General features: G+C 71.0%; 26 protein-coding genes. 9 read left to right on the forward strand and 17 right to left on the reverse strand.

The features are described 5' to 3' along the window. Window positions 1–9 precede the first annotated feature (9 nt). From ACFWV8_RS13465 to ACFWV8_RS13525, 13 genes are all read right to left on the reverse strand, one after another. Window positions 10–912 (reverse strand): ABC transporter permease, encoded by a 903-nt coding sequence (locus ACFWV8_RS13465; RefSeq protein ID WP_384200610.1) that lies wholly within the window; start codon window positions 910–912, stop codon window positions 10–12. Beyond that, window positions 899–1,690: an ABC transporter ATP-binding protein gene (locus ACFWV8_RS13470; RefSeq protein WP_329379740.1), complete on the reverse strand. Its 792-nt coding sequence runs from the start codon at window positions 1,688–1,690 to the stop codon at window positions 899–901. The genes ACFWV8_RS13465 and ACFWV8_RS13470 overlap by 14 nt, the downstream gene beginning before the upstream one ends. Before the next feature lie 58 nt (window positions 1,691–1,748). Then, complete coding sequence (locus ACFWV8_RS13475) at window positions 1,749–2,870, reverse strand: aliphatic sulfonate ABC transporter substrate-binding protein (protein ID WP_384200612.1); 1,122 nt, start codon at window positions 2,868–2,870, stop codon at window positions 1,749–1,751. Between the two features lie 278 nt (window positions 2,871–3,148). Then, window positions 3,149–4,516, reverse strand: a complete 1,368-nt coding sequence (locus ACFWV8_RS13480) for a sulfate adenylyltransferase subunit 1 (protein WP_384200614.1) — start codon at window positions 4,514–4,516, stop codon at window positions 3,149–3,151. Window positions 4,517–4,518: 2 nt separating this feature from the next. Beyond that, on the reverse strand, window positions 4,519–5,490 hold the full coding sequence (gene cysD, locus ACFWV8_RS13485) for a sulfate adenylyltransferase subunit CysD (RefSeq protein ID WP_384200616.1): 972 nt from the start codon (window positions 5,488–5,490) through the stop codon (window positions 4,519–4,521). Further along, window positions 5,490–6,035 (reverse strand): adenylyl-sulfate kinase, encoded by a 546-nt coding sequence (cysC, locus tag ACFWV8_RS13490; RefSeq protein ID WP_329392206.1) that lies wholly within the window; start codon window positions 6,033–6,035, stop codon window positions 5,490–5,492. Before cysC ends, cysD begins: the two co-directional genes overlap by 1 nt. Then, the gene (locus ACFWV8_RS13495; RefSeq protein ID WP_384200618.1) at window positions 6,035–6,748 is read right to left on the reverse strand and encodes a phosphoadenylyl-sulfate reductase; all 714 of its coding nucleotides are present in this window, start codon (window positions 6,746–6,748) and stop codon (window positions 6,035–6,037) included. The genes cysC and ACFWV8_RS13495 overlap by 1 nt, the downstream gene beginning before the upstream one ends. Further along, complete coding sequence (locus ACFWV8_RS13500) at window positions 6,745–6,921, reverse strand: hypothetical protein (protein ID WP_189106622.1); 177 nt, start codon at window positions 6,919–6,921, stop codon at window positions 6,745–6,747. The genes ACFWV8_RS13495 and ACFWV8_RS13500 overlap by 4 nt, the downstream gene beginning before the upstream one ends. Continuing rightward, on the reverse strand, window positions 6,918–8,615 hold the full coding sequence (locus ACFWV8_RS13505) for a nitrite/sulfite reductase (protein ID WP_384200620.1): 1,698 nt from the start codon (window positions 8,613–8,615) through the stop codon (window positions 6,918–6,920). Before ACFWV8_RS13505 ends, ACFWV8_RS13500 begins: the two co-directional genes overlap by 4 nt. A 125-nt stretch (window positions 8,616–8,740) precedes the next feature. Continuing rightward, a complete protein-coding gene (locus ACFWV8_RS13510) occupies window positions 8,741–8,824 on the reverse strand; it encodes a putative leader peptide (RefSeq protein WP_356584885.1) in 84 nt (27 codons plus the stop codon). A gap of 68 nt (window positions 8,825–8,892) precedes the next feature. Continuing rightward, window positions 8,893–9,498 carry a GNAT family N-acetyltransferase gene (locus ACFWV8_RS13515; protein ID WP_384200622.1) on the reverse strand — a complete coding sequence of 202 codons (606 nt, stop codon included), beginning with the start codon at window positions 9,496–9,498 and terminating at the stop codon, window positions 8,893–8,895. A 95-nt stretch (window positions 9,499–9,593) separates the two neighbouring features. Next, window positions 9,594–10,886, reverse strand: coding sequence for a GAF domain-containing protein (locus ACFWV8_RS13520; protein ID WP_384200624.1), 1,293 nt, complete (start codon window positions 10,884–10,886; stop codon window positions 9,594–9,596). 217 nt (window positions 10,887–11,103) lie between these two features. Then, a complete protein-coding gene (locus tag ACFWV8_RS13525; RefSeq protein ID WP_384200626.1) occupies window positions 11,104–12,747 on the reverse strand; it encodes an acyl-CoA dehydrogenase family protein in 1,644 nt (547 codons plus the stop codon). Between the two features lie 17 nt (window positions 12,748–12,764). Between ACFWV8_RS13525 and ACFWV8_RS13530 the strand changes: the two genes are divergently transcribed. Continuing rightward, entirely contained in the window at window positions 12,765–13,907 is a 1,143-nt protein-coding gene (locus ACFWV8_RS13530) for a YihY/virulence factor BrkB family protein (RefSeq protein WP_329379713.1), read from the forward strand. 77 nt (window positions 13,908–13,984) lie between these two features. Next, the gene (locus ACFWV8_RS13535; protein ID WP_384200628.1) at window positions 13,985–14,737 is read left to right on the forward strand and encodes a helix-turn-helix domain-containing protein; all 753 of its coding nucleotides are present in this window, start codon (window positions 13,985–13,987) and stop codon (window positions 14,735–14,737) included. On the opposite strand, the gene ACFWV8_RS13540 is transcribed toward ACFWV8_RS13535, so the two are convergent. The 4 genes from ACFWV8_RS13540 to ACFWV8_RS13555 all read right to left on the reverse strand — a co-directional run bounded on the left by ACFWV8_RS13540 (window position 14,677) and on the right by ACFWV8_RS13555 (window position 17,780). Beyond that, window positions 14,677–15,120 (reverse strand): VOC family protein, encoded by a 444-nt coding sequence (locus tag ACFWV8_RS13540; RefSeq protein WP_384200630.1) that lies wholly within the window; start codon window positions 15,118–15,120, stop codon window positions 14,677–14,679. The genes ACFWV8_RS13535 and ACFWV8_RS13540 overlap by 61 nt on opposite strands. Before the next feature lie 167 nt (window positions 15,121–15,287). Continuing rightward, window positions 15,288–16,181, reverse strand: coding sequence for a S1 family peptidase (locus tag ACFWV8_RS13545; protein WP_384200632.1), 894 nt, complete (start codon window positions 16,179–16,181; stop codon window positions 15,288–15,290). Window positions 16,182–16,850: 669 nt separating this feature from the next. Then, window positions 16,851–17,315: a VOC family protein gene (locus ACFWV8_RS13550; protein WP_384200634.1), complete on the reverse strand. Its 465-nt coding sequence runs from the start codon at window positions 17,313–17,315 to the stop codon at window positions 16,851–16,853. An 87-nt stretch (window positions 17,316–17,402) separates the two neighbouring features. After that, window positions 17,403–17,780: a VOC family protein gene (locus ACFWV8_RS13555; RefSeq protein WP_384200635.1), complete on the reverse strand. Its 378-nt coding sequence runs from the start codon at window positions 17,778–17,780 to the stop codon at window positions 17,403–17,405. 134 nt (window positions 17,781–17,914) lie between these two features. On the opposite strand from ACFWV8_RS13555, the gene ACFWV8_RS13560 reads away from it, so the two are divergent. From ACFWV8_RS13560 to ACFWV8_RS13590, 7 genes are all read left to right on the forward strand, one after another. After that, complete coding sequence (locus ACFWV8_RS13560; protein WP_384200637.1) at window positions 17,915–18,454, forward strand: GNAT family N-acetyltransferase; 540 nt, start codon at window positions 17,915–17,917, stop codon at window positions 18,452–18,454. A gap of 285 nt (window positions 18,455–18,739) precedes the next feature. Next, window positions 18,740–20,239 carry an ATP-binding protein gene (locus ACFWV8_RS13565; RefSeq protein ID WP_384200639.1) on the forward strand — a complete coding sequence of 500 codons (1,500 nt, stop codon included), beginning with the start codon at window positions 18,740–18,742 and terminating at the stop codon, window positions 20,237–20,239. Further along, window positions 20,236–20,658 (forward strand): roadblock/LC7 domain-containing protein, encoded by a 423-nt coding sequence (locus ACFWV8_RS13570; protein WP_329379691.1) that lies wholly within the window; start codon window positions 20,236–20,238, stop codon window positions 20,656–20,658. Before ACFWV8_RS13565 ends, ACFWV8_RS13570 begins: the two co-directional genes overlap by 4 nt. Beyond that, window positions 20,655–21,014: a DUF742 domain-containing protein gene (locus ACFWV8_RS13575; protein WP_384200641.1), complete on the forward strand. Its 360-nt coding sequence runs from the start codon at window positions 20,655–20,657 to the stop codon at window positions 21,012–21,014. Before ACFWV8_RS13570 ends, ACFWV8_RS13575 begins: the two co-directional genes overlap by 4 nt. Then, a complete protein-coding gene (locus ACFWV8_RS13580; protein ID WP_384200643.1) occupies window positions 20,989–21,702 on the forward strand; it encodes an ATP/GTP-binding protein in 714 nt (237 codons plus the stop codon). The genes ACFWV8_RS13575 and ACFWV8_RS13580 overlap by 26 nt, the downstream gene beginning before the upstream one ends. After that, window positions 21,699–22,961: a cytochrome P450 gene (locus tag ACFWV8_RS13585; RefSeq protein ID WP_384200645.1), complete on the forward strand. Its 1,263-nt coding sequence runs from the start codon at window positions 21,699–21,701 to the stop codon at window positions 22,959–22,961. The genes ACFWV8_RS13580 and ACFWV8_RS13585 overlap by 4 nt, the downstream gene beginning before the upstream one ends. Continuing rightward, window positions 22,958–24,196 carry a cytochrome P450 gene (locus tag ACFWV8_RS13590; protein WP_384200646.1) on the forward strand — a complete coding sequence of 413 codons (1,239 nt, stop codon included), beginning with the start codon at window positions 22,958–22,960 and terminating at the stop codon, window positions 24,194–24,196. The genes ACFWV8_RS13585 and ACFWV8_RS13590 overlap by 4 nt, the downstream gene beginning before the upstream one ends. The last annotated feature ends 30 nt before the right edge of the window (window positions 24,197–24,226 follow it).

Here is a 24,226-nt window from a genome sequence, read left to right on the forward strand (position 1 = left end):
TCACGAGGATCAGCTCCTGACCAGGAGACCGCGGCTGCGCAGGACGCGGCGCTCCAGGGGAGAGAAGAACAGCAGGTCGATGCCGATGCCGACGATCAGGATGAGGATGATCGTGGCCAGCACACCGGACATGTCGCTGTAGGTGCGGAAGTTCTCCATGAGCTGGCCGAGTCCCGTACCGAGGTCCGGCGAGCTCGCGATCAGCTCGGCGGCCATCAGTGAGCGCCAGGAGAACGCCCAGCCCTGCTTCAAGCCTGCCAGATAGCCGGGCAGCGCGGCGGGCAGCAGGACGTGCCGGATGCCGTTGACGCCGGTGGCGCCGATGGTGCGGCCCGCCCGCAGATACAGGGGCGGGATCTGGTCGACACCCGCGACCAGGCCGTTGGCGATGGACGGTACGGCGCCCAGCAGCACCACCGCGTAGATCGTGGCGTCCGTCAGGCCGAACCAGATGATCGCGGCGGGCACCCAGGCCACCGACGGCAGCGACTGGAGCCCGGACAGGATGGGTCCGATCGCGGCCCGTACCACCTTCACCCGCGCGACCAGCAGCCCGAGCGGTGTACCGATGGCGACGGAGATCACGAAGCCCAGCGCGCCCCGGGACACACTGGTCCAGATGTAGCCGATCAGGGTGCCTTCGAGCCACATCCGCTCGATGGAGTGCCAGACGTCGAGCGGCCCAGGCAGGACGTAGTCGGGCTTGATCCCGGAGACGGCGGCGACCTGCCAGACCGTGATCACCAGGACGACCGCCACCAGCGGCGGAACGAGCTTCGAGAGCAGCACGGTGCGCAGCGGCACCCGTTCGGCGGTCCTGGTGTCCAGCGCGTCCAGGCCGGCCTCCAGGCCCGCCAGATGGTCCTCCTTCGACACCTTGGTGCCGGCCACGTCGGCCTCAGTGCTGGCCATGTCGGCGAATCTCCCCACGCAGCTCTTCGGTGATCTCCACGGACAGGTCGGCCACCGCGGCGTCCTCGATCCGGCGCGGCTGCGGGATGCCGATGCGCCACTCCCGCGCGATCCGCCCCGGCCGTGACGACATCAACACCACCCGCTCCGCGAGCCTGACGGCCTCGCGGACGTTGTGTGTGACGAAGAGGACCGACACGTTCGTCTCGGCCCAGATCCGGGTCAGCTCCTCGTGCAGCACATCGCGCGTGATGGCGTCGAGCGCCGCGAACGGCTCGTCCATCAGCAACAGTTGGCTGTCCTGCGCCAGCGCGCGGGCCAGCGCGACCCGCTGGCGCATACCGCCGGACAGCTCGTGCACCCGCTTGCCGTACGAGCCCTTGAGCCGTACGAGTTCGAGCAGCCGCTCGGCCTCGCCGCGCCGCTCGGCCTTGGGCATGCCCCGCATCTTCAGGGCGAGTTCGATGTTCTTGCCCGCGGTGAGCCACGGGAACAGCGCGTGCTCCTGGAACATCAGGGCCGGCCTGCCGCCGGGGACATCGATCGCCCCCGCCGACGGCAGGTCGAGCCCGGCGACCAGATTGAGCAGGGTCGACTTCCCGCAGCCGGACGCCCCGAGCAGGGTCACGAACTCACCGGGTGCCACGTCGAGGCTGACGTCGTCCAGCACGAGTTGCGCGCTGCCGGGCCGGCCGAACGACTTGGACACATGGTCGAGACGGGTGGCGTACGGCTCGGTGCCGACCGTTGTGGCCTGCTTGACGAGTGTGGTGGTCATGAGTCACACCTCCTGGGTCCTGGGGCGGTCCGGTTGCGGCGGGTCGGGTGGGTGCCGGCTACTTCACGCCGAGACCGGCGTCGTCGATCTCGGGCTTGCCGTCCGCCTTCAGCACCTTGTTGAGCAGCGACAGGTCGTAGATGCCGTCGAGCAGCGGGTCTTCGAGCAGCCCCGCCTTCACCGCGTGCTCGGACGACAGACCGAGCGTCGAGGCCAGCGGGTCGTCAGTGATGTCGACGTTCTCCCACGCGGGGTCGAGCACCTCGGGCGGCAGCGCCGCCCCGGAGTCCGCCTTGAGCTTGGCGTTGGCCGCGGTCTTGGCCTTGTCCGGGTTCTCGTTGATCCAGGCGTTCGTCTTCACCGAGCCGCGCAGCACCGCCTCGACGACGTCCGGGTGCTCCTTGAGGAACTTCTGGGAGACGATCACGTTCGTGATGACGAACTTGCCGTCCTTCCACAGCTTCTTCTCGTCCAGCAGTACCGAACCGCCGCCCGCGACCAGCTTCGAGGCGGTCGGCTCGGGCACCCACGCGCCGTCCAGCGAACCGGACTCGAAGGACGCCGGTATCTGCTTGTTGTCCTGGCGGATGACGGTGACGTCGCCCTTGCCCGTGTTGGTGTCGACCTTCAGGCCCTTTTCCGACAGGTAGTTGAGCAGCGCCACGTCCTGCGTGTTGCCGAGCTGCGGCGTCGCGATGCGCTTGCCCTTGAGGTCGTCCAGGGACTTGATCTTCTTCGGGTTCACGACGAGCGAGACACCGCCGGAGGCCGAGCCCGAGATGATCCGCAGATTCTGGCCCTTCGACTTGGTGAAGCCGTTGATCGAGGGGGAGGGGCCGATCCAGCCGATGTCGATCGCGCCCGCGTTGAGCGCCTCGATCTCCGAGGGCCCCGCGTTGAAGACCTGCGGCTTGATCTTGGTGCCGCCCAACTCCTTCTGGATCAGGCCCTCCTGGAGGCCGACCAGCGCGGTGGCGTGCGTGATGTTGGCGAAGTAGCCGATCTTCACCTCGCCGAGACCGCCGACCTTCTCGCCCTCGGCGGCGGGGGCGACCTTCTCGTCCTTCGTATCGTTCTCGGAACCGTAGCCGCAGGCGCCGAGCGCCACGGCGAGCAGGGGCAGGGCCGCGACAGCGGCGAGTGCGCGTCGGCGGAACGGGGCGGTACGGGTGGCTGGCACGGGAGGGTTTCCTCTCGTCGGCCCGTGCTCACGTCCCTCGGTGGCGAGGCTGCGTGGCCGGGCGGTCGGCGGGTCTTCGGCGGAACGGATACGACGGGTACGGCGGGTTCGGCACCGGGGTGCCGGGGGTTCGCTGGGCGCGCGTGCGGTGCGCGTACGTCAGCACGCACATCGCGCCACCCCGCCGGTTCCCGCGCCGAGCGCGCCGCTGCCCACCCGGCCGCCCTCCTTCGCGAAGGTCGCGAACATGTCCAGCACATCCGCCGTACTCGTGGCCATCAGAAGTCCCAGCCCTGGTCGTCGGCCGCGGCGTCCGCCGCCGGGGCGGACGGCGGCTCGGCGGCGAACGACTCGCCCGCCATGCCGGCCGTCAGCGTGGTGCCGTCGGCCGGGTCGATCAGCAGGAACGAGCCGGTACGGCGCGAGTCGCGGTACGCGTCGAGCGCGAGCGGCTCGGCCGTACGGATCACCACCCGGCCGATGTCGTTGGCGACGAGCTGACCCGGGGCGGGGTGCTGGGACAGGTCGTCCAGCGTGAGCCGGGACGGGATGTCCTTCACGATCGCCTTCACCGTGCGGGTCGTGTGCTTCAGCAGCACCCGCTGGCCCACGGTCAGCGGCCGGTCGGCGACGTGGCAGACGGTCGCCTCGACGTCGCGCGTGGTGGCGGGGACGCCGGAGCTGGGCGCGATCAGATCGCCGCGCGAGACGTCCACGTCGTCGCTGAGCCGGATCGTCACCGACTGCGGCGCCCACGCGATGTCGACGCTCGCGCCGAGCGCGTCGATGCCCTCGATCGTGCTCGTACGGCCCGAGGGCAGTACGGTCACCGCCTCGCCGACACGCAGCACACCGGAGGCGATCTGGCCCGCGTAGCCGCGGTAGTCGGGGTGCTCCGCGCTCTGCGGCCGGATCACGTACTGGACGGGGAAACGGGCCGGGCAGCCGGCCAGGTCGTGGCTGACGGCGACGGTCTCCAGATGCTCCAGGACGGTCGGCCCGCCGTACCAGTCCATGTTCGCCGACGGCTCCACCACATTGTCCCCGGCCAGCGCGGAGATCGGGATCGCGGTGACCTCGGGTACGCCGAGCGTTGCGGCGTACCCGGTGAACTCCTCGGCGATCGCGGCGAACACGGGCTCCGCGTACTCCACGAGGTCCATCTTGTTGACGGCCAGCACCACGTGCGGGACCCGCAGCAGGGCCGCGACCGCCGCGTGCCGGCGGGTCTGCTCGACGACCCCGTTGCGCGCGTCGACCAGCACGACGGCCAGCTCCGCGGTGGAGGCGCCGGTGACCATGTTCCGGGTGTACTGCACATGCCCGGGGGTGTCGGCGAGGATGAACCGGCGCCGGGGCGTGGCGAAGTAGCGGTAGGCGACATCGATGGTGATGCCCTGCTCCCGCTCGGCGCGCAGCCCGTCTGTCAGCAGCGCCAGGTCGGGCGTGTCCTGACCACGGCCCAGCGAGGCGCGCTCCACGGCCTCCAACTGGTCGGTGAGCACGGACTTCGAGTCGTGCAGGAGCCGCCCCACCAGCGTGGACTTGCCGTCGTCCACGGATCCGGCGGTGGCGAAGCGCAGCAGGGTGGTGGCCGACAACTGCTCGGCCCGCTGCTCGGTGCTGCTCTGCCCGGTGGTCGTCATGATTAGAAGTACCCTTCGCGCTTGCGGTCTTCCATGGCGGCCTCGGACATCTTGTCGTCGGCGCGGGAGGCGCCGCGCTCGGTGAGGCGGGACGCGGTGATCTCCGTGATGACCGCGTCCAGTGTGGTGGCCTCGGAGTCGACGGCGCCCGTGCAGGACATGTCGCCGACGGTGCGGTAGCGCACCAGGCGCTTCTCGGTCGGCTCGCCGTCCTTGGGGCCGCCCCAGTCGCCGGCGGTCAGCCACATGCCGTGCCGGTTGAAGACCTCACGCTCGTGCGCGAAGTAGATCTCGGGCAGCTCGATCTCCTCGCGCGCGATGTACTGCCACACGTCCAGCTCGGTCCAGTTGGAGAGCGGGAAGACCCGGACGTGCTCGCCCGGCGCGTGCCGTCCGTTGTAGAGCTGCCACAGCTCGGGGCGCTGCCGGCGCGGGTCCCACTGCGAGAACTCGTCGCGCAGCGAGAACACCCGCTCCTTCGCGCGCGCCTTCTCCTCGTCGCGGCGGCCACCGCCGAAGACCGCGTCGAACCGCTCGGCCTGGATCTTCTCCGTCAGCGGAAGCGTCTGGAGCGGGTTGCGGGTGCCGTCGGGGCGCTCGCGCAGCGTGCCGGCGTCGATGTACTCCTGCACGGACGCCACATGGAGCCGCAGCCCGTGCTCGGCCACCGTACGGTCGCGATAGGCCAGCACCTCTGGGAAGTTGTGCCCCGTGTCGACGTGCAGCAGCGTGAAGGGCACCGGCGCGGGCGCGAACGCCTTCAGCGCCAGATGCAGCATGACGATGGAGTCCTTGCCGCCGGAGAAGAGGATCACCGGCCGCTCGAACTCGCCCGCCACCTCACGGAAGATGTGCACACCCTCCGACTCCAGGGCGTCCAGATGGCTCAGGGCGTACGGCGCCTCGCTGCCGCCGGTGCCCTCACCCTCGCCGCCCCCGGTCCCGTCGGTGACGGATGCCACGCTGGTCGCCATCAGGCCAGACCCCTCTCGGTGAGCAGCGCGTGGAGCGCCGCCGCGGACTCCTGCACGGACTGCGTGTGCGACTCGATCCGCAGATCGGGCTCCTCGGGCGCCTCGTAGGGGTCGTCGACGCCGGTGAGACCGCTGATCTCGCCGGCCGCCTGCTTCGCGTACAGCCCCTTCACGTCCCTGACGGAGCACACCTCGACCGGAGTCGCGACATGCACCTCCAGATACGCGGTCCCCTCGCCCTGGTGACGCTTGCGGACGGCCTCGCGGCTGTCGGTGTACGGCGCGATCACCGGCACCAGCGCCTTGACGCCGTTCGACGCCAGCAGTTCGGCGACGAAGCCGATTCGCTGCACGTTGGTGTGCCGGTCCTCGCGGCTGAACCCGAGCCCGGCGGAGAGGAACTCGCGGATCTCGTCGCCGTCCAGGACCTCCACCCGGTGGCCCTCCGAGCGCAGCCGGCCCGCCAGTTCGACGGCGATGGTGGTCTTGCCCGCGCTGGGCAGCCCGGTGAGCCAGATCGTGGCGCCCTGTTCGGTGCGGCCCATCAGTGCAGCCCGCATTCGGTCTTGGAGTTGCCCGCCCAGCGGCCGGCGCGGGCGTCCTCGCCCGCCAGCACCCGGCGGGTGCAGGGCTCGCAGCCCACGGAGGCGTAACCGTCCTGGAGCAGGGGGTTGGTGAGGACGCCGTGCTCGGCGACGTACGCCTCCACGTCCTCCTGCGTCCAGCGGGCGATCGGCGAGACCTTGACCTTGCCGCGCCTGGCGTCCCAGCCGACGACCGGGGTGTTCGCGCGGGTCGGCGACTCGTCGCGGCGCAGCCCCGTCGCCCAGGCGTCGTACGCCGTCAGGCCCTCTTCGAGGGGCTTGACCTTGCGCAGGGCGCAGCACAGGTCGGGGTCGCGGTCGTGCAGCTTCGGGCCGTGCTCGGCGTCCTGTTCGGCCACCGTACGGCGCGGGGTGAGCGTGATGACGTTGACGTCCATCACGGCGGCGACGGCGTCGCGGGTGCCGATCGTCTCGGGGAAGTGGTAGCCGGTGTCGAGGAAGACCACGTCGACGCCGGGCAGGGCGCGCGAGGCGAGATGGGCGACCACGGCGTCCTCCATGGAGGAGGTGACGCAGAAGCGGGCGCCGAAGGTGGTGGTGGCCCAGGTCAGGATCTCCAGGGCGGAGGCGTCTTCGAGTTCGCGGCCCGCGCGTTCGGCGAGTGCCTGGAGATCGGCGGCCTTCCGGTCGTCGGTCTCGTCAAGAGTCCTCATATCCGTTCCCCTCCGTCGTCCGTCGTCAGCCCACGGGTCAGCAGCCCGAGGAACTTCAGTTGGAAAGCCCGGTTGCAGGCCCCGCATTCCCAGGCGCCGTGGCCCTGTTCGTTCGGGCGCAGGTCCTCGTCGCCGCAGTAGGGGCAGTAGAACGGGGCGGCGCGCTCGCTCACGACAGCGCCTCCTCGGAGGCGCGGGCCGCCCAGGTGGCGAAACGCTCGTCGCTCTCGCGCTCCTTCTGGAAGCGCGTCAGCACCCGCTCGACGTAGTCGGGGAGTTCGGCGGCGGTGACCTTCAGACCGCGGACCTTGCGGCCGAAGGAGGGGTCGAGACCGAGCGCGCCGCCCAGGTGCACCTGGTAGCCCTCGACCTGATTGCCGTCCCGGTCCAGCATGAGCTGGCCCTTGAGGCCGATGTCCGCGACCTGGATCCGCGCGCAGGCGTTGGGGCAGCCGTTGACGTTGATGGTGATCGGCTGGTCGAAGTCGGGGATACGGGCTTCCAGTTCGTCGATCAGCGAGGCGCCGCGCGCCTTGGTCTCGACGATCGCCAGCTTGCAGAACTCGATGCCGGTGCAGGCCATCGTGCCGCGCCGGAAGGGCGAAGGCTTGACCCGCAGGTCAAGCGATTCCAGGCCCGCGACGAGCGAGTCGACCCGCTCCTCGGCGACATCGAGGACGATCATCTTCTGCTCGACGGTGGTCCGTACGCGGCCGGAGCCGTGCTCCTCGGCGAGGTCGGCGATCTTCTTCAGGGTCGGGCCGTCCACCCGGCCGACGCGCGGCGCGAAGCCGACGTAGAAGCGGCCGTCCTTCTGGCGGTGCACACCGACGTGGTCGCGCCATTCCTCGACGGGCCGCTCGGGGGCGGGGCCGTCGACGAGCGCGCGCTTCAGATACTCGTCCTCAAGGATCCGCCGGAACTTCTCGGTGCCCCAGTCGGCGAGGAGGAACTTCAGCCGGGCGCGGGTACGCAGCCGGCGGTAGCCGTAGTCGCGGAAGATCCCGATGACGCCGGCCCATACGTCGGCGACCTCGTCCAGCGGGACCCAGGCGCCGAGCCGCTGCCCGATCTTGGGGTTGGTCGAAAGCCCGCCGCCGACCCACAAGTCGAAGCCGGGGCCGTGCTCAGGGTGCTCGACACCGACGAAGGCGATGTCGTTGATCTCGTGCGCGACATCGAGCAGCGGCGATCCTGAGACGGCCGTCTTGAATTTGCGCGGGAGGTTCGAGAACTCCTTGGTGCCGATGAACCGGTCGTTGATCTCGTCGATGGCCGGGGTGCCGTCGATGATCTCGTTCGCGGCCACTCCGGCGACCGGGGAGCCGAGGATCACGCGGGGCGTGTCGCCGCACGCCTCGGTGGTCGACAGACCGACGTCCTCAAGACGGCGCCAGATCTCGGGGACGTCCTCGATCCGGATCCAGTGCAGCTGGATGTTCTGCCGGTCGGTGATGTCGGCGGTGTCCCGGCCGAACTCGTGCGAGATCTGGCCGATGACGCGCAGCTGCTCGGTGGTCAGCCGGCCGCCGTCGATCCTGACCCGCAGCATGAAGTACCGGTCGTCCAGCTCCTCCGGCTCCAGGATCGCGGTCTTGCCGCCGTCGATCCCGGGCTTGCGCTGGGTGTAAAGCCCCCACCAGCGCATACGCCCCCGCAGGTCGGCCGGGTCGATCGAGTCGAACCCGGCCTTCGAGTAGATCGTCTCAATGCGTGTCCGCACATTGAGACCGTCGTCGTCCTTCTTCGCCTGCTCGTTGGCGTTGAGGGGAGTGAAATGCCCCACGGCCCACTGGCCCTCGCCGCGGTGACGGCTCACCTTGCGGCGGGGCGTGGCTGCGGCGGGTTTCTCAGGGGTGGCGGCCATGGCGGCATACGTCCTTCGGGACTACGGAGACGGCTCTGACCTGCACACGTGGCTACGGGCGCAGCGGTGCGCAGTGGGATTCGAGCGAAGGGGGGTGCGGGTGGGGCGTGGCGGGGCTGTGCTGATCAGCTCGCGCGACAGATGGCGCTGGACATGCGGCCGAGATCGACGTGCCGCCGACTCACCAAGGCGATTCCAGCTGTAGACATGGGGGAAGCCTGGCACGCGGATCTGAGGCCAGTCCACCACTATCCATGATGTGGACGAGACTGTCCCGCTATGCGAGATGGGGTGTGGGGTGGGGTGCGGTCGGGGACGTCGCTTCGGCCCCGGCCCACGGCCCCGGCGCAGCCACGTCGGGCTCCTCGGCCACCTTCGTGTCGAAGAGGGTGAAGCCACGCCGGAGATAGTTGTCCATGGCGTACTGCCCGTCCTTCGAGCAGGTGTGCAGCCAGACCCGCTTCGTCGGCGTACGCCCCGGCCGGCGCTCCGCCATGTCCCACGCGCGGGCCACGGCGTACGACAGCAGATGCCCGCCGATACGGCGGCCACGGAAGGCCGGGAGGAGCCCGAAGTACACGATCTCGACCGTGCCGTCCTCCTGCGCCGCCAGCTCCACGTACCCGGCTGGGGTGCCCTTCTCGTAGGCCACCCAGGTCTCGACACCCGGCCGGGACACGGCCTCGTGCCACTCCTCGTACGACAGGGCCAGCCGGTCGGTCCAGCGGATGTCACCGCCGACGGCCGTGTAGAGGAACCGGCTGAACTCCGCCGAGGGGACCTCCGACCGGATGATCCGCACATCGCCATCGGGCTCCGCGGCCGGCCGCAGATCGGCGGGGGAGGTCTGCTCCAGGGACCACGTGGTCACAGTGATGCTCATGACCGCCAGGGAATCACGCGCCCCCGCACCGTCCAAACCGCGCCCCCGCCCGGAGGACACCGTCGGTCCGCACCCCCCGCCCGCGCGCCCTTCCGCTACGCGGGGTCCAGCCCGAACAGACGGCCGCCCGTCACCGCCGGGGCCGTTGAGTGCGGCAGCAGATCCGCCGGGTGCTCCGGCCGTACGACCTCCACCTCGACCTCCTCGCTGAAGCGGTACGGCCGGTGGGCCAGCACCCCCGCCAGATGACGGCGCACCCGCGACATCTCGGCCCGCACCGTCACCGTGCGCGTCGGGTCCCCGAAGACGTCCGCCGCCAGCTCCGCCGCGCTCCGGCCGTCCCGGTGCACCGCCAGGACGTAGAGCAGCTCCGCGTGGCGCGGCGTCAGCTCCTGCGCCCAGCTGCCCGCGGCCCCCGTCACCGTCAGGGACCAGCGCCGGGGCCGGCTGAGATCCAGCACCACCTTGCTCGGCGTCTCCGGCGGCGGCTCCTCCTCCACGGTCAGCAGCCAGCCGCCCGGCAGCGGTTCGGCGGTGCACCTACCGAGCGACGGCAGCCAGAGCCGCCCCGGCCTGAGCGACTTGGGCAGCGGCAGCCGGTCCACCGGCGCCATTCCCGTGACGGCCGCCGTCCAGCCGTGTGTGTCGACGGCCATGGCCCGCCCGCCCACCCGGCACAGGATCGGCGCCGCCACCGAGCGCAGCCGCTCCACGGCCCGCTGGTGCCGCTCCCGCAGCTCGCTCTCGGCGAGCCTGGCGACCGAGGTGACCAGCGCCAGCGTCGTCGGGTGGAAACCCACCGCGGGGCCGCTCACGTCGATGGCGCCCAGCAGCCGTCCGTCACGCGGGTCGTGCACGGGCGCCGCCGCGCAGGTCCAGTGCGCCAGGGTGTGCACGAAGTGCTCGGCCGCGTGGACCTGGACGGGCGCCCTGGCGGCCAGCGCCGTACCGATGGCGTTGGTCCCGGTGACCTGCTCGGCCCAGGCCGCGCCCTCCGCGAGGCTGATGCTGTCGGCCCGCCGGCTCACCCTCGGGTTCCCCTCGCGCCACAGCACCCGGCCCTGGTCGTCCGAGACGACCAGGATCTGGAGCGTCGCATCGGCGACGTCGGTCAGCCCGCCGGTGACGCCACGGATCACCTCCGCGAGTGCCGACGTACGACGCCGGTGTTCGAGTTCTTCCGCCGCCAGCACCACCCGCCCGGCCTGCCGGTCCGGGTCCACTCCCAGCCGCCGCATCCGCTGCCACGACGCCCCGATGACGGGCCGGGGCGCCACCGGCGGCCGGTCACCGGCCAGCGACGCCTCCCGGATCCGCTGGAGCAGCCGCGTCGCCTGCCCGCCGTCCATCGTCGCCAGCCGTGACAGGTCGAGCGGTGTGTCCTTCATCGGGCCCCCCGCCACGTACGGCGCGTCTGTCGATTACGCGATCGTTCTGATTTTCTGCAACCACTTGCAACTCTGGCAAACAGCCGCGACATACGTGAAAGTGACATCAAGTCGTGGGTGGTGCCGTGTCGGCGCAGCACCACCCTCGGCCTCAACGCGTGTCCGCGTCCGGTCTGTTCCCGGACGCCGGCGCCCGCCGAGGCCGGCCGACGGCGCGTCAGACCGCCCGCGCCCGCGTCACCACCGACTCCAGGTCCAGGCTGTGCGGCAGCGTACCGAAGGCCGTACCCCAGTCACCGCCGAGCCGTGACGCGCAGAACGCGTCCGCGACCGCGGGGGGTGCCCACCGCACCAGCAGCGAGCCCTGGAGCACCAGCGCCATCCGCTCCACCAGCCGCCGGGCGCGGGCCTCGACACCGTCCAGATCGGCGAGTTCGGTCAGCAGGTCCTTGATCGCCCCGTCCAGCCGGTGGTCCGCGCCACGCGCCTCGCCGACCTCCTGGAGGAACGCGTTCAGCGCATCCGGCTCACGCTGGAGCGCCCGCAGCACGTCGAGTGCCTGGACGTTGCCCGAGCCCTCCCAGATCGAGTTCAGCGGCGACTCACGCAGCAGCCGGGGCATCCCCGACTCCTCCACGTAACCGTTGCCGCCCAGACACTCAAGGGCTTCGGCCGCCACCGGCGTACAGCGCTTGGTCACCCAGTACTTGGCCGTCGGCACCGCGAGCCGCAGAAACGCCCGCTCCGCCTCCGAACCCGTGCTCTGCACGGCGTCCTGAGCCGCCGCCAGCCGCAGTGCCAGCGTCGTCGCCGCCTCCGACTCCAGCGCCAGATCGGCCAGTACGTTGCGCATCAGCGGCTTGTCGATCAGCACATCGCCGAACGCGCTGCGGTGCGCGGCGTGGTGGACGGCCTGCGCCACCGACTGGCGCATCAGCGCCGCCGAGCCCAGTACGCAGTCCACCCGCGTCGCCGCCACCATCTCGATGATGGTGCGCACCCCGCGCCCCTCCTCGCCGACCCGACGAGCCCACGTGCCGTCGAACTCGACCTCGCTCGACGCGTTCGACCGGTTGCCCAGCTTGTCCTTCAGCCGCTGGATCAGGAACACGTTGCGCGTCCCGTCCGGCAGCACCCTGGGCACGAGGAAACACGTCAGCCCGGCCGGCGCCTGGGCCAGCACCAGGAAGCCGTCGCACATCGGCGCGGAGCAGAACCACTTGTGCCCCGTCAGCAGATACTCGCCGGCCGCGTCCAGCGGCTTCGCGGCCGTCGTGTTGGCCCGTACGTCGCTGCCGCCCTGCTTCTCGGTCATGCCCATCCCGAACAGCGCGCCGGCCTTCTCCGCGGCGGGCCGCAGACCGGGCTCGTACCGGTGCGAGGTGAGCCTGGGCTCCCACTCGGCGGCCAGTTCCGGCTCCGTCCGCAGCGCGGGCACCGCCGCGTGCGTCATGGACACCGGGCAGCCGTTCCCGGCCTCCGCCTGCGTCCAGACGTAGAACCCGGCGGCCCGGCGCAGATGCCCGTCGGGGCGCCCCCAGGCGTCCGTCAGCCCCGCCGACACGGCGGAGTCCAGGAGTTGGTGCCAGTCCGGATGGAACTCGACCTCGTCGATCCTGTTCCCGTACCGGTCGTGCGTACGCAGCTTCGGCGGGTTCTCGTTGGCCCGCGTCCCCCACTCCTGCGCCCGCGCGGAACCGGCCAGCAGACCGAGCGCGGACAGCTCCGACCGCGCCTGGTGGAGGACTTCGGGCGTGGCGTGCCGCTCCAGACCTTCCGCGAGGGCCCGGTCGCCGCTGAAGACGTCGTATCCCACCAGGGGCGGAACCTGGTTGGTCACTGTGTGGGTGGTGGCTGTCATGCCGCTACGGTAAGGAGGTGCAGGCAGCAAACGAAACACCCGAGCGGCCATCGGGCCGACTCCGCCGGCTCCGCCGGGTCCGAGCCCTCTACCGCAACGTCTCGAAGCGGAAGATGGCCTGGCTGCTGCTGAAAGACACGGTCAACTCGTGCATCGAGTACAGAATCCTCGGTCTCGCGGCGGAGGCGGCCTTCTTCACGCTGCTCTCCCTGCCGCCGCTGATGATGGGTCTGCTCGGCCTGCTCGGATACATAGACGACTGGACCAACACCACCACCGTCGCCTCGATCGAGGAGAACATCCTCACCGCCGTCGGCACGGTCCTCTCGGACCGGGGGGTCGACCAGATCGCGAAACCGCTGCTGTCGGACGTCACGCACGGCGGACGCCCCGACCTCATCTCCATCGGTTTCGCGATCGCGCTCTGGTCGGGCTCCATGGCGGTGAACGTCTTCATCGACACGATCACCGTGATGTACGGACTCGACGGCAGGCGCGGCATCGTCGCCACCCGGCTGCTCGCCTTCCTGCTCTACATCGTGGCGCTGCTCATCGGCGCCGTCGTGCTGCCGCTGGCGGTGGTGGGGCCGGACAGGGTGGTCGACATCATCCCGTGGGGGACGGACGTCGCCATCGTCCTGTACTGGCCGGTGGTGATCCTGCTCTCCGTCGCGTTCCTGACGACGCTCTACCACGTGTCCGTGCCCGCGCGGTCGCCGTGGATAGAGGACGTGCCGGGCGCGCTCGTGGCCCTCGGCATGTGGGTCTTCGGCAGCTTCCTGCTGCGGATCTATCTCACCAGTACGGTCGAGGGCCCCACGATCTACGGATCGCTCGCCGCCCCGATCGCGGTCCTTCTGTGGATCGGCATCTCGGCGTTCGCGGTCCTCGTGGGCGCGGCCGTCAACGCCGCCATCGACCGGGTCTGGCCGTCCGTCGCCACGGCGGCGGCCCGCGCCGCCAACGACCGCCTCCGGGCCGCGCAGGCGGCGGAGCTGGTGGCGCGTGTGGAGGCGCTGTCGGGGGAGACGGACGAGAGCGAGTACGGCCCCGATCCGGACATGCCGTCGGAGTTCCCGGAGCGATGGTCCCGCTTCCTGCCACCGGACGACCTGAAGTCCCGCTTCCACGCCGGCCGCGACCGGGAGCAGAAGCCTTAGTCCCTGGCTTTCGGATCAGGCCGGATCAGGGACCGCGAGCCCGGCAAGATCCGAACGGCAGGCCCTAGCCTGGAAGTGTGTACAGGGAACGGGCGTCGCGCGCCGGCGGAGTCGTCGTGTGGACGCGGACAGCGCGGGTACGGGGTGGTGACCCCGTCTACCCGGTCCTGCCCGACGGCTGTATGGATCTGCTCTGGATCGGCGGCCGGCTGGGGGTCGCCGGACCCGACACCCACGCGTACCAGCCGGACCTGCCGGCAGACGGGACCGGCGGCAGAGCGTGCGTAGGAGTCCGCTTCGCGCCCGGCATCGCGCCCGCGCTCCTGGGCGTACCGGCGTACGAGCTGCGTGACCGGCGCGTGGATCTCGCCGACCTGTGGCCCGGCGCCGAGGCACGCGAGATCGCCGAGCGCATCGGCACCGCCGCCGACCCCGCCGCCGCGCTCGAATCGGTGGCGCTGCGCCGGATGGCGCTCGCCGGGCCGCCCGATCCGCTGCTGCGGGCCGTCGTCGCCGGGCTCGACGCGGGGCACACGGTCGCCTCCGTCGCCGACATGGCCGGTCTCGGCACCCGCCGGCTGCACCGCCGCTCCCTCGACGCCTTCGGTTACGGCCCCAAGACCCTGGCGCGCGTTCTGCGGCTCCAGCGCGCGCTCGCGCTCGTACGGGCCTCGGTGCCGTACGCGGAGGCCGCCGTCGCCGCGGGCTGCGCCGACCAGGCGCATCTCGCCAGGGAGACGCGCGATCTGGCCGGTCTCACGCTCGGTGCCTACGAGGCGTTGGCGAAGAGCGAGACGCCGCAGCCGTCCGGGTCGAGCACCACCGCGTAACGCTGGCCCCAGGTCGCGTCCCACGGCTTGAGGTGGCCCCGGTACCCGGCGCCGACCAGCGCGTCGTAGACGGAGTCGACCTCGGCGGGACTGTCGCAGAGGAAGCAGAGGCCCACCCGGTCACCGCTCGACGGCGGGGTCCAGCCGGGGTCGAAGGAGCGTACGACCTCCTCGGTGTCCCACGCGATACGTGTTCCGCCGGGCAGGGCGGCCTCCACATGGGGAGCGGAGTCCGCGTCGGCGGGGATGTCCAGACCGAGCCTGCGGTAGAAGGCGAGAGAGGCCGCCATGTCGGAGACGACGATGCCGATCAGATCAAATCGTGGAGTCATGCGCCGAAGGTAGGCCGAGGGCGGCCGGCCGGTCTTGAACGAATCGGACACGCCCCGGGCGCACCCCGGACACGTTCCGGGCGCGGACGTGCGACGGCGGGCCGCGCCTGGTGCGCGGCCCGCCGGGGACAGGGTCGTCCCTGCGTCCTTCAGGGACTCAGAGGATCGTCACCCTCGAAGTCCCTGGACGCCTCGGGGAGTTCGGAGGCCCGGAGGCCTCAGATGATCGACACACCGTAGGCGCTGAGCGCCTCGGTGACGGGCTGGAAGAACGTGGTGCCGCCGGAGGAGCAGTTGCCGCTGCCGCCGGAGGTCAGGCCGTGCGCCGTGGTGCCGGAGAAGAGCGCGCCGCCGCTGTCGCCGGGCTCGGCGCAGACGTTGGTCTGGATGAGGCCGGAGACGATGCCGTCGGCGCCGTAGTTCACGGTCGCGTTGAGGCCCGTGACCGTGCCGCTGTGCACACCGGTCGTGCTGCCGCTCCGGGTGACGGACTGACCGACGGAGGGGTCGGCCGCGCCGTTGATCTCCTGGTAGCTGCCGTTGTACAGGTAGACCCTGCCGTCGGCCGCACCCGCGTTCGAGTGCTGGATGATCCCGTAGTCGTTGCCCGGGAAGCTGGAACCGGCGGTCGTGCCGATGGACCAGCTGCTGCCGATGTTGGTGCAGTGACCGGCGGTCAGCGCGTAGTTCGTGCTGCCGTTGGTCACGTTGAAGCCGAGCGAGCAGCGGGCGCCACCGGTGGTGATGGCCTCGCCGCCGGCGATCAGCTTGCTGAAGGTGCCGGGCGTGCGCTTGATCGTCACACCGGCGTCGGTGTCCGCGAGGGCCGACTTGACCTCGGCCAGCTCGGCGGCCGAGACGGAGGTGTCGGCGGTCACGACGATCTTGCCGCTGGCCTGGTCGGTGTACCAGGCGGTACCGGCCACGTCCGCGCCGAGGACGGCCGAACTGGCGTCGGCGAGCACGGCGGCCGTCACCTTGGCCTCGGGGGCGGGCGCGGCGACCGCGGACGGAGCCGCGAGCGCGACGGCGGTCACCAGACCGGACGTCACGGCGAGCAGGCGAGCGCGTCTGGACACGCCGTTGAGGGGGGAGAAACGCTTGAAGGTCACGAAATCCTCCATCGGTGGGGGGAAAGCACGGCCCCGTGGGGTGTGGGCCGTTGTTCGTGCGCCGGTCCGTGGCCGGCCGTTGCCGACCGCGGACCTGTTCGATCCGCACGGATGGAATCGTTGACGGGGCAAGCTTCGTACACAAGGCCGACTTCCGGACCCCGCCCGTCCGCACCACGCGACCTCGCCCCCACCCCCTCCGCGGGGCCTTCGAAATGGCATCCCGCCCACCCGTGCCGTGCTTTGCTGCAAAGCGGCGGGGCACGGCGACGCGGCGTACGGCGCGGGCCGAAAGTGCCTGCGAGACAACGGGTTTGAGCCCCCGCGCCGAGACGCCGCGACGGGTCACGTCACGAACACACACGGTTTGCGCGGCGGTTCGGCACGTCGTACGAGCGCGTCAACTGCCCTGCCCACGGGGTGGCCTGCGCCGCCGGGCCGCGTGCCGCAGCTGTTGCCGGTGCGGCGAAATGGGGCGTACGAGCGGTATCCGAAGAGCCGCGCGATGGCCGAATACGTTCGTATGGAGGGGAGTTGGCGTCATCCCGTCCGTCCGCATTCGGCCAGCCCTCAGCTCTTGCGGAGCGGGCCTCCGTGTGCAGGGCGGAACTTCTCCAGGAGTTGGGTCCTGGGGCCGGGCCGGACCCGGCCCCGAAGGCGCGCGGCAGATCACTCCTCGGTGAACAGTCCGCTCGCCCGGCGGGTGATCTCCTCCGGTGTCAGGTCCTCCAGGTGTGTGAGGAAGACCCAGACATGTCCGAAGGGGTCCCGCAGCATCGCGGTGCGGTCGCCGTGGAACTGGTCGGCCGGTGGCTGGAGCAGTTCCGCCCCGGCCGCGACGGCCCGCCGCGCCAGCGCGTCGACATCGGCGACGAAGACATGCAGCCCCACGGTGGCGCCGCCGAGCGCGGTCGGCGCCCCGAAGAGCGGCCCCTCCGCGTCGCCCAGCATGAAGACCGACCCTTCGACGCCGACCTCGGCATGCACGACGCGCCCCTCCGGACCGTCGATACGGAACAGCTCCTCGGCGCCGAAAGCCCTGCTGTAGAAGTCGATCGCCGCGTCCGCGCCGTCGACCATCACATGGGCGATCACGGAGTAGCGGTAGTGCTCGGGAACGGTGTTCGTGGCCATGGGGACTGCCTCCTCGTCCGGCTGTCTGCCGGTGACCACGAACGTAGAAGCTGAACCAGGCTTGAGGTCAAGACTGTCCCCGCCGACTCACTCCGGGCGGTCCTGGAGTACGGAGAGCGTGTTGCCCGCGGGGTCGGTGAACCACGCGATGTACGGGCCGTCGACCCGGAAGATGCCCCGGTCGTCGGCCTCCATACCGGGGTAGCGCTCGAAGCTCACGCCCCGCCGGACCAGCTCGTCCACGGCCTGCTCGATGTCCTCGACGGGGAAGTTGAGGATCGTGTACGTGGCGGGGACATGGTCCGGCTTCGGGTAGACGAGCACCTCCGCCCCACCCCCGAGGCGCAGCCGCAGCATGCCGTTCGCCTCCGTGACGCTCAGGCCCAGCGTCTCCTCGTAGAAGACACGGGCCCGCGGGATGTCGTCCACGGCGAAACCGCTGAACGCCTTGCTTCTGCCGAGCATGGCTGCTTCCTCTCGTCCGGCCGGGTCCTGGCACTCTTCCCGACCGTACAAGCGGGGCCGGGGTCTGTCGTGTGGATCTTGCCGGGCGGAGGCCCGCCGTCCCGGCCGTCTCACCCGTGCGTAATACTCCGGCCATGATCTCGCGCATTACCGCGACCGGTCCGGCGGCGGCCCGGCCCCGGGGCCGGGGGGCGGCCAGCTCCGCCCCCGCCGCCACCGTCCGGCGGGCCACCGCGCGCGACGCCAAGCGGCTGACCCGGCTCATCCGGGCGTCCAGCGCCTACGAGGGGCCGTACGCGCCCATGATCGCCGGCTACCGCGTCGGACCCGACTACATCGAGACGCATCGGGTCTTCCTCGCCGCCGGCCCCGACGACCGCCTGCTCGGCTTCTACGCCCTGCTGCTCGTCCCGCCCGAGCTGGACCTGATGTTCGTCGCCGACGCCGCGCAGGGCCTCGGTGTCGGGCGGGGGCTCGTCGAGCACATGAAGGGGGAGGCGCGCGCCGCCGGTGTCACCGCCGTACGTGTGGTGTCGCACCCGCCCGCCGAGGGCTTCTACCGGAGCGTGGGCGCCGAACGCGTCGGTACGGTCGCGGCGAACCCGCCCGCGGTGATGTGGGACCGCCCGGAACTGGTCATCAGGGTCGGCCGGCCAGAGACCGCCGCGCCCTGACCGCGCGTCGGCGTCGGGTCACCGGTAGATCCCACCGCCACGCCGCTGCGGGTGCACGTCACCGCTGAAGCTCCGCCGGGAGTCCGCCGTTACTCCGCGCGGAGTACGAACGCCCTTCCCATTAAAGAGACTTCGGGTGGTGGCGGCCCCTGTGGAGCCGATTCCCCATGGATCTTCACAGGAATGCGGTGCGATCACGCCCGATGACGGTGTGTACTGTGCGGGTCCGCCTCACGGGTCCTTCCGGACCCTCCCGACGTCCCCGATCCTCCTGAGGTCCGTCCGATGATCGAGATAACCGTTCCGGCCGCGGTTGGCCTGGCCGCCGGAACTCTGCTGGCTCTCGTCCTGGGAGGGGTACTCCTCCGCTCCCGCCGTGACCGGTCCGGACTTCGCGACGAGATCACCGATCTGCGGGACCGGCTGGAGAACGAGCGGGCCAAGGCAGGGCGCGTGTCCGACGACCTCACCGCCGAGATCGCGCATCTCACCGAGAAGCGCATCCCAGCGGTGGCGACCCGGGCGGCGCACCCGCACGCCCAGGTGCCAGGACCGCTCAGCTCCGAATTCGCCCGCACCCGGCCCGGCGCCGGGCTGGAAGGGATGCTCGACGGCCTGCTGGGCGTCATGACCCAGGAGCGCAAGCGGCTCGACGCCGCGGCGCGCGCGGGCATGCGCGGCACCACCCGGGAGATCCAGGCCGGTCTCTACCGGCTCCAGGATGTGCTCCGAGGACTGCAACAGCAGTACGACGAACCCGAGTTGGCTCAGACCCTGTTCGAACTCGACCACGAGAACGAGCAGTCGCTGCGGCGTGCGCAGGTAGCCGCCGTGGTGTGCGGCGCCTGGGTGGGCCTGGCCCGCGAGGAGTCGCACCTGGTGGACGCGGTGTCCGGCGGCCAGTCGCGCCTCGTCGGATACCACCGCGTCCGCGTCAACAACCATCTGGAGGCGGGCACCGGGCTCGTCTCGCACGCCGTAGAGCCGGTCGCGATCATCGTCGCCGAACTCCTCGACAACGCGCTGCGGCACTCCTCCCGGGACACCGACGTCACGGTGAACCTGGAACGCGCCCACCACGGGGTCTCCGTCACCATCGACGACGCCGGGGTCGGCATGTCCGCCGACGAACGCGCCTACGCACAGCGGATGGTGGCGGGCAGCGAACCGATCCTGCTCTCCGACCTCGGCGACCCGCCGAGGATGGGGCTCGCCGCGATCGGCCAGCTCACCCGGCAGTTCGACCTCTCCGTCGACCTGTCGACCCCGTCGCCGTACGGCGGTGTGCGCGCGGTGCTGCTCGTCAACAACCATCTGCTCAGCCATGTCGACCCGGTGCTCAGGCCGCCGGCCGCCGCCGCGCCGCGCTCCACCCACCCGGCGGAGACACCGGAACCGCGGGCGAATCCGGAGACGAACGGGAAGCTGCCCGTCAGGACCGGCGTCTCCTCGCGGACCCTGCGGACCCGCAGGGCGGCCAACTCCGCGCCTCCCGCCGCCTCCGAGACCCCCACCCGGACCAACTCCCCCCGCCCCGACGACACTCACACCGAAACCGCCCCCGCCCCCACCCCCGGCGCCGCCGACGACGTCCTGCCGCAGCGCAGACGCCGCAGCGCCCGCCCCGGCGGCGAGACGGCTGTACCGGCCGCCCGGCAAGTACCCGGGCAGGCCCCGCCGCCCGCCCGTACCCCCGAAGACTCCGCAGCGGCGCTCGGCGCGCTCCAGACCGGCACCGCAGCGGCACGATCCACCGCCGACCCCGAAGGGAACGACCCGCGATGAAAAGCCGCGACGCCGGCGAAACGGCGTGGGTGCTCGATCCGATCCTGGAAATCCCGCATGTGCGGGCAGCCGTCCTCCTGACCAGGGACGGTCTCGTCTCCGGTTACACGGAGGCGCTCAGCCAGGCCACCGCCGAACGCACGGCGGCGATCACCAGCACTGTGCAGGGCGCGTGCCGTACGGCCGCCGCCGCCTTCGCCGACCAGGACGACGCCGACATCCGACAGATCGTCATCGAGTCCGACCACGGCTACATCCTGGTCGCCCCCACCTCGCACGGCACGTGCGTCGCCGCGTACGGGGGTCCCGAGGTACGGCTCGACCTGCTCGCCCACCGCGTGCACTCGCAGGTCGCCAGACTCGGTGAGAAGACGATGACGGCCGCCCCGCGCGCGGGTGAGGGCGGCTCTCCGGCATGACCGGCCGCAGGAGCGGCCGTCCACTCGTTCCCGCCTATCTGTCCACCGGCGGGGTGGCTCGGCCGCGCCGCACCGAACTGGAGCGGCTTTCGCTGCTGACCGGCGGGACCGGGCCCGCCCCGGCCGGACTGCCCGCCGCGCGGCACGCGCTGTTCGACGTGCTCGACGGCGGAACGCTCACCCTGGTGGAAGCCGCGGCCCTGCTGCGACTGCCGGTCTCCGCCGTACGCGTACTCGCCGCCGAGCTGGCTGACCAGGGGCTGGTGAGCGTACGCCCGCCGGTACCCCCGGCCGCCCTGCCCGCGCCCGACCTGTTGAAGAGAGTGGCCGATGGCCTCCGCGCCCTCAAGCAGTAGCACCACAGGCACCGGCACCGGCGGGTTGCACCTGCCGGACACCACACGCGAGTTGGTGAAGATCCTGGTGGCGGGCCCCTTCGGGGTCGGCAAGACCACGCTGATCGACTCGGTGTCCGAGATCCGCCCGCTGCACACCGAGGAACATCTCACCGAGGCGTCGGTGTCCGTGGACGACCTCGCGGGCGTCCGCGACAAGACCACCACGACCGTCGCGATCGACTTCGGGCGGATCAGCCTGGACGGCGGGATCGTGCTCTATCTGTTCGGCACCCCGGGCCAGGAGCGATTCCGCTCGCTGTGGGCGGACATCGCCCACGGTGCGCTCGGCGCGCTCGTCCTCGTCGACACACGCCGTATCGACGACTCCTTCGACGTGCTCGGGCTGGTCGAGGAGTCGGGGCTGCCGTACGCCGTCGCGCTCAACACCTTTCCCGACTCGCGCGCGTACACGGTGGAGCAGTTGCGCGCTTCGCTCGACCTGGAGCCGAGCACCCCGATGGTCGTGTGCGACGCGCGTGACACCAACTCCTCGATCGACGCCCTGCTCGCGCTGGTCCAGCATCTGATAGCAGGCCAGGCCGCCGGCGGACCCGCCGGCGCCGAGCCCGTGACCGAGGCCGAAGCTCTCGCCGACGCCGTCCGGAGCGGCGCCGCGCCCACCGAAGGAAACACGGTGACCTGGTGACTTCGTACCCCGCCCCCGCGAAGGCCTTCTCCCTCTCGGCGCCGGTCCGGCTCTGGGACGAGGGCTTCGCCGCCGATCCGCACAGCCGCTACGAGGCACTGAAGGCCCAGGGCCCCGTCGGCTGGGGCGAACTCGCCCCCGGCGAGACCGCGTACATCGTCACCGACCGCAAGGCCGCGCTGGACATCCTGCACGACCCGGACACGTGGTCGCACGACTCCAGGGAGTGGGAGGCCGACGCCGCACCGGACTCACCGATCCTCAGCATGCTGAAGTGGCGGCCCAACCCGCTCTTCAACGACGGTGCGGCGCACACCCGTTACCGCACCGCGCTCATCGACGCCTTCGACCTGGTCGAGCCGCACGACCTGCGCGAGAGGGTGCACCGCGCCGTCGACCTGCTGGTCGGCCGGTTCGGCCCGGCGGGCAGCGCGGACCTCGTGGACGACTTCGCCCGCCCGCTGATGACGCTGATCTTCAACAACCTCTTCGGGCTGCCCGACAGCGAGAGCGCCCGGCTCCACAACTCCATCGGCCGGCTCATGGAGGGCGGCGAGGAGGCCGCGGCCGGCGAGGTGGAGTACGGCAAGTACGTCACCGAGCTCGTCACCGCCAAAACCCTCAAACGCGGTGACGACCTGACCAGTTGGCTCATCGACCACCCGGCGGACCTCACCTACGAGGAGGTCGTCTGGCAGGTCTTCCTGACGATGGCCGCGGGCCACGAGCCCACGGCGAACCTCCTCGCCAACGCGCTCTCCCGGATTCTCGGCAACTCGGCGTACTACTCCACCCTCACCAGCGGCTCCCGCCCCGTGATGGACGCGGTCGTCGAAGTGCTCCGCCACGAGACCCCGTTGGCGAACTACGGCATCCTCTACGCGCGCGAGTCGCTCAGCTTCCGCGGCGTCTGGGTGCGCAAGTCGGTGCCTGTCATCGTCAGTTACGGAGCGCTCGGCTACTTCTCCGAACAGGACGACGCGCAGGTGCCGCACCATCCGCACGACGCCTCGCATCTGTCCTGGGGCGCGGGCGCGCACAAGTGCCCGGTCAAGCAGCAGGCACTGCTCATCGCCACCGAGGCCATCGAGCGCATCACCCAGTGGCTGCCCGACCTGGAGCCCGTCATGCCGCGCGACCAACTCGCCTGGCGGCCGGGCCCGTTCATCCGCTCCCTCAAGGCGCTGCCCGTCCGCTTCACCCCTCGTACGCCGGACACCGCCGTCGCCACCCCCGACACATCAGGAGACCGAGCATGACGACAGAGACAACCCGCGTGCCCCTCGATCCCTTCGGCGCGGACATCCCCGCCGAGAGCTTACGGCTGCGGGCACTGGGCTCCGTGGTTCCCGTCGACCTGCCAGGCTCCATCCCCGCCTGGGCGCCCACCGGCTTCGCGTCGCTGCGCGCCCTCATCCTGGACCCGCGCGTCAGCAAGGACCCCCGGCTGCACTGGTCGCTGTGGGAGGAGGTCAACAGGAAGCCCGAGTGGAGCTGGGTGCTCGGCTGGGTCGGCGTGGTCAACATGCTCAGCACGTACGGCCCCGAACACACCCGGCTGCGCAAGCTCGTCTCGCCGAGCTTCACCCACAAGCGCACCGAGGCGATGCGGGGACTGGTCGAGACGATAACCGCCGACCTCCTCGCCGGACTCGACGCTTCGGCGGCACCGGGCGGGCCGGTCGACGTGAAGGCCGGCTACGCCCAGCCGCTGCCCATGCGGCTGATCTGCGAACTGTTAGGGATACCCGACGACTTGCGTGACGCCGCCGTCACGATGATGAACGACGTCTTCGACACCTCCGACCCGTCCCCCGAACACGCCGCCTCCGTGCAGCGGCAGATCGGCACCGTGCTCCCCGCGCTGATCGCGTACAAGAGGGAGAACCCGGGCAACGACCTGGCCACGGAGCTGATCCGGGTACGCGACGAGGAAGGCGACCGGCTCGCCGACCACGAACTCCTCTACACTCTCCTGCTGGTCATCGGCGCCGGGTTCGAGACGACGGTCAACCTCATAGGCAACGCCGTGGTGACCCTCCTGAACCACCCCGACCAGCTCGCCGCCGTCCGCGCCGGCGAGGTCGGCTGGGAGACGGTCATCGAGGAGGTCCTGCGCGTCCACCCCTCGATCGCCAGCCTCCCGCTGCGCTACGCCGTCTCCGACATCACGATCGACGGCGTCACCATCCCGGCGGGCGACGCCATAGTCACCACGTTCGCCGCCGCGGGCAACGACCCCGAGCGGTACGGCCCCGACGCGGCCGAGTTCGACATCCACCGGGGCGCGGACGAGCACCTGTCGTTCGGGATCGGCGTTCATCGCTGCATCGGCGCGCCGCTCGCCCGCATGGAGGCCCTGACGGCCCTGCCCGCGCTCTTCGACCGCTACCCGGACATGCGACTGGCCGTCGAGGCCGACCAGTTGAAGCAGGTGCCGTCGTTCATAGCGTTCGGCTGGCAGGAGATACCCATACTGCTGCACGGCAAGTGACGGAGCGCCGGCTTGTGACGGCGGGTCAGG

Source organism: Streptomyces sp. NPDC058665 (genome assembly GCF_042714995.1).
GTDB lineage: Bacteria > Actinomycetota > Actinomycetes > Streptomycetales > Streptomycetaceae > Streptomyces.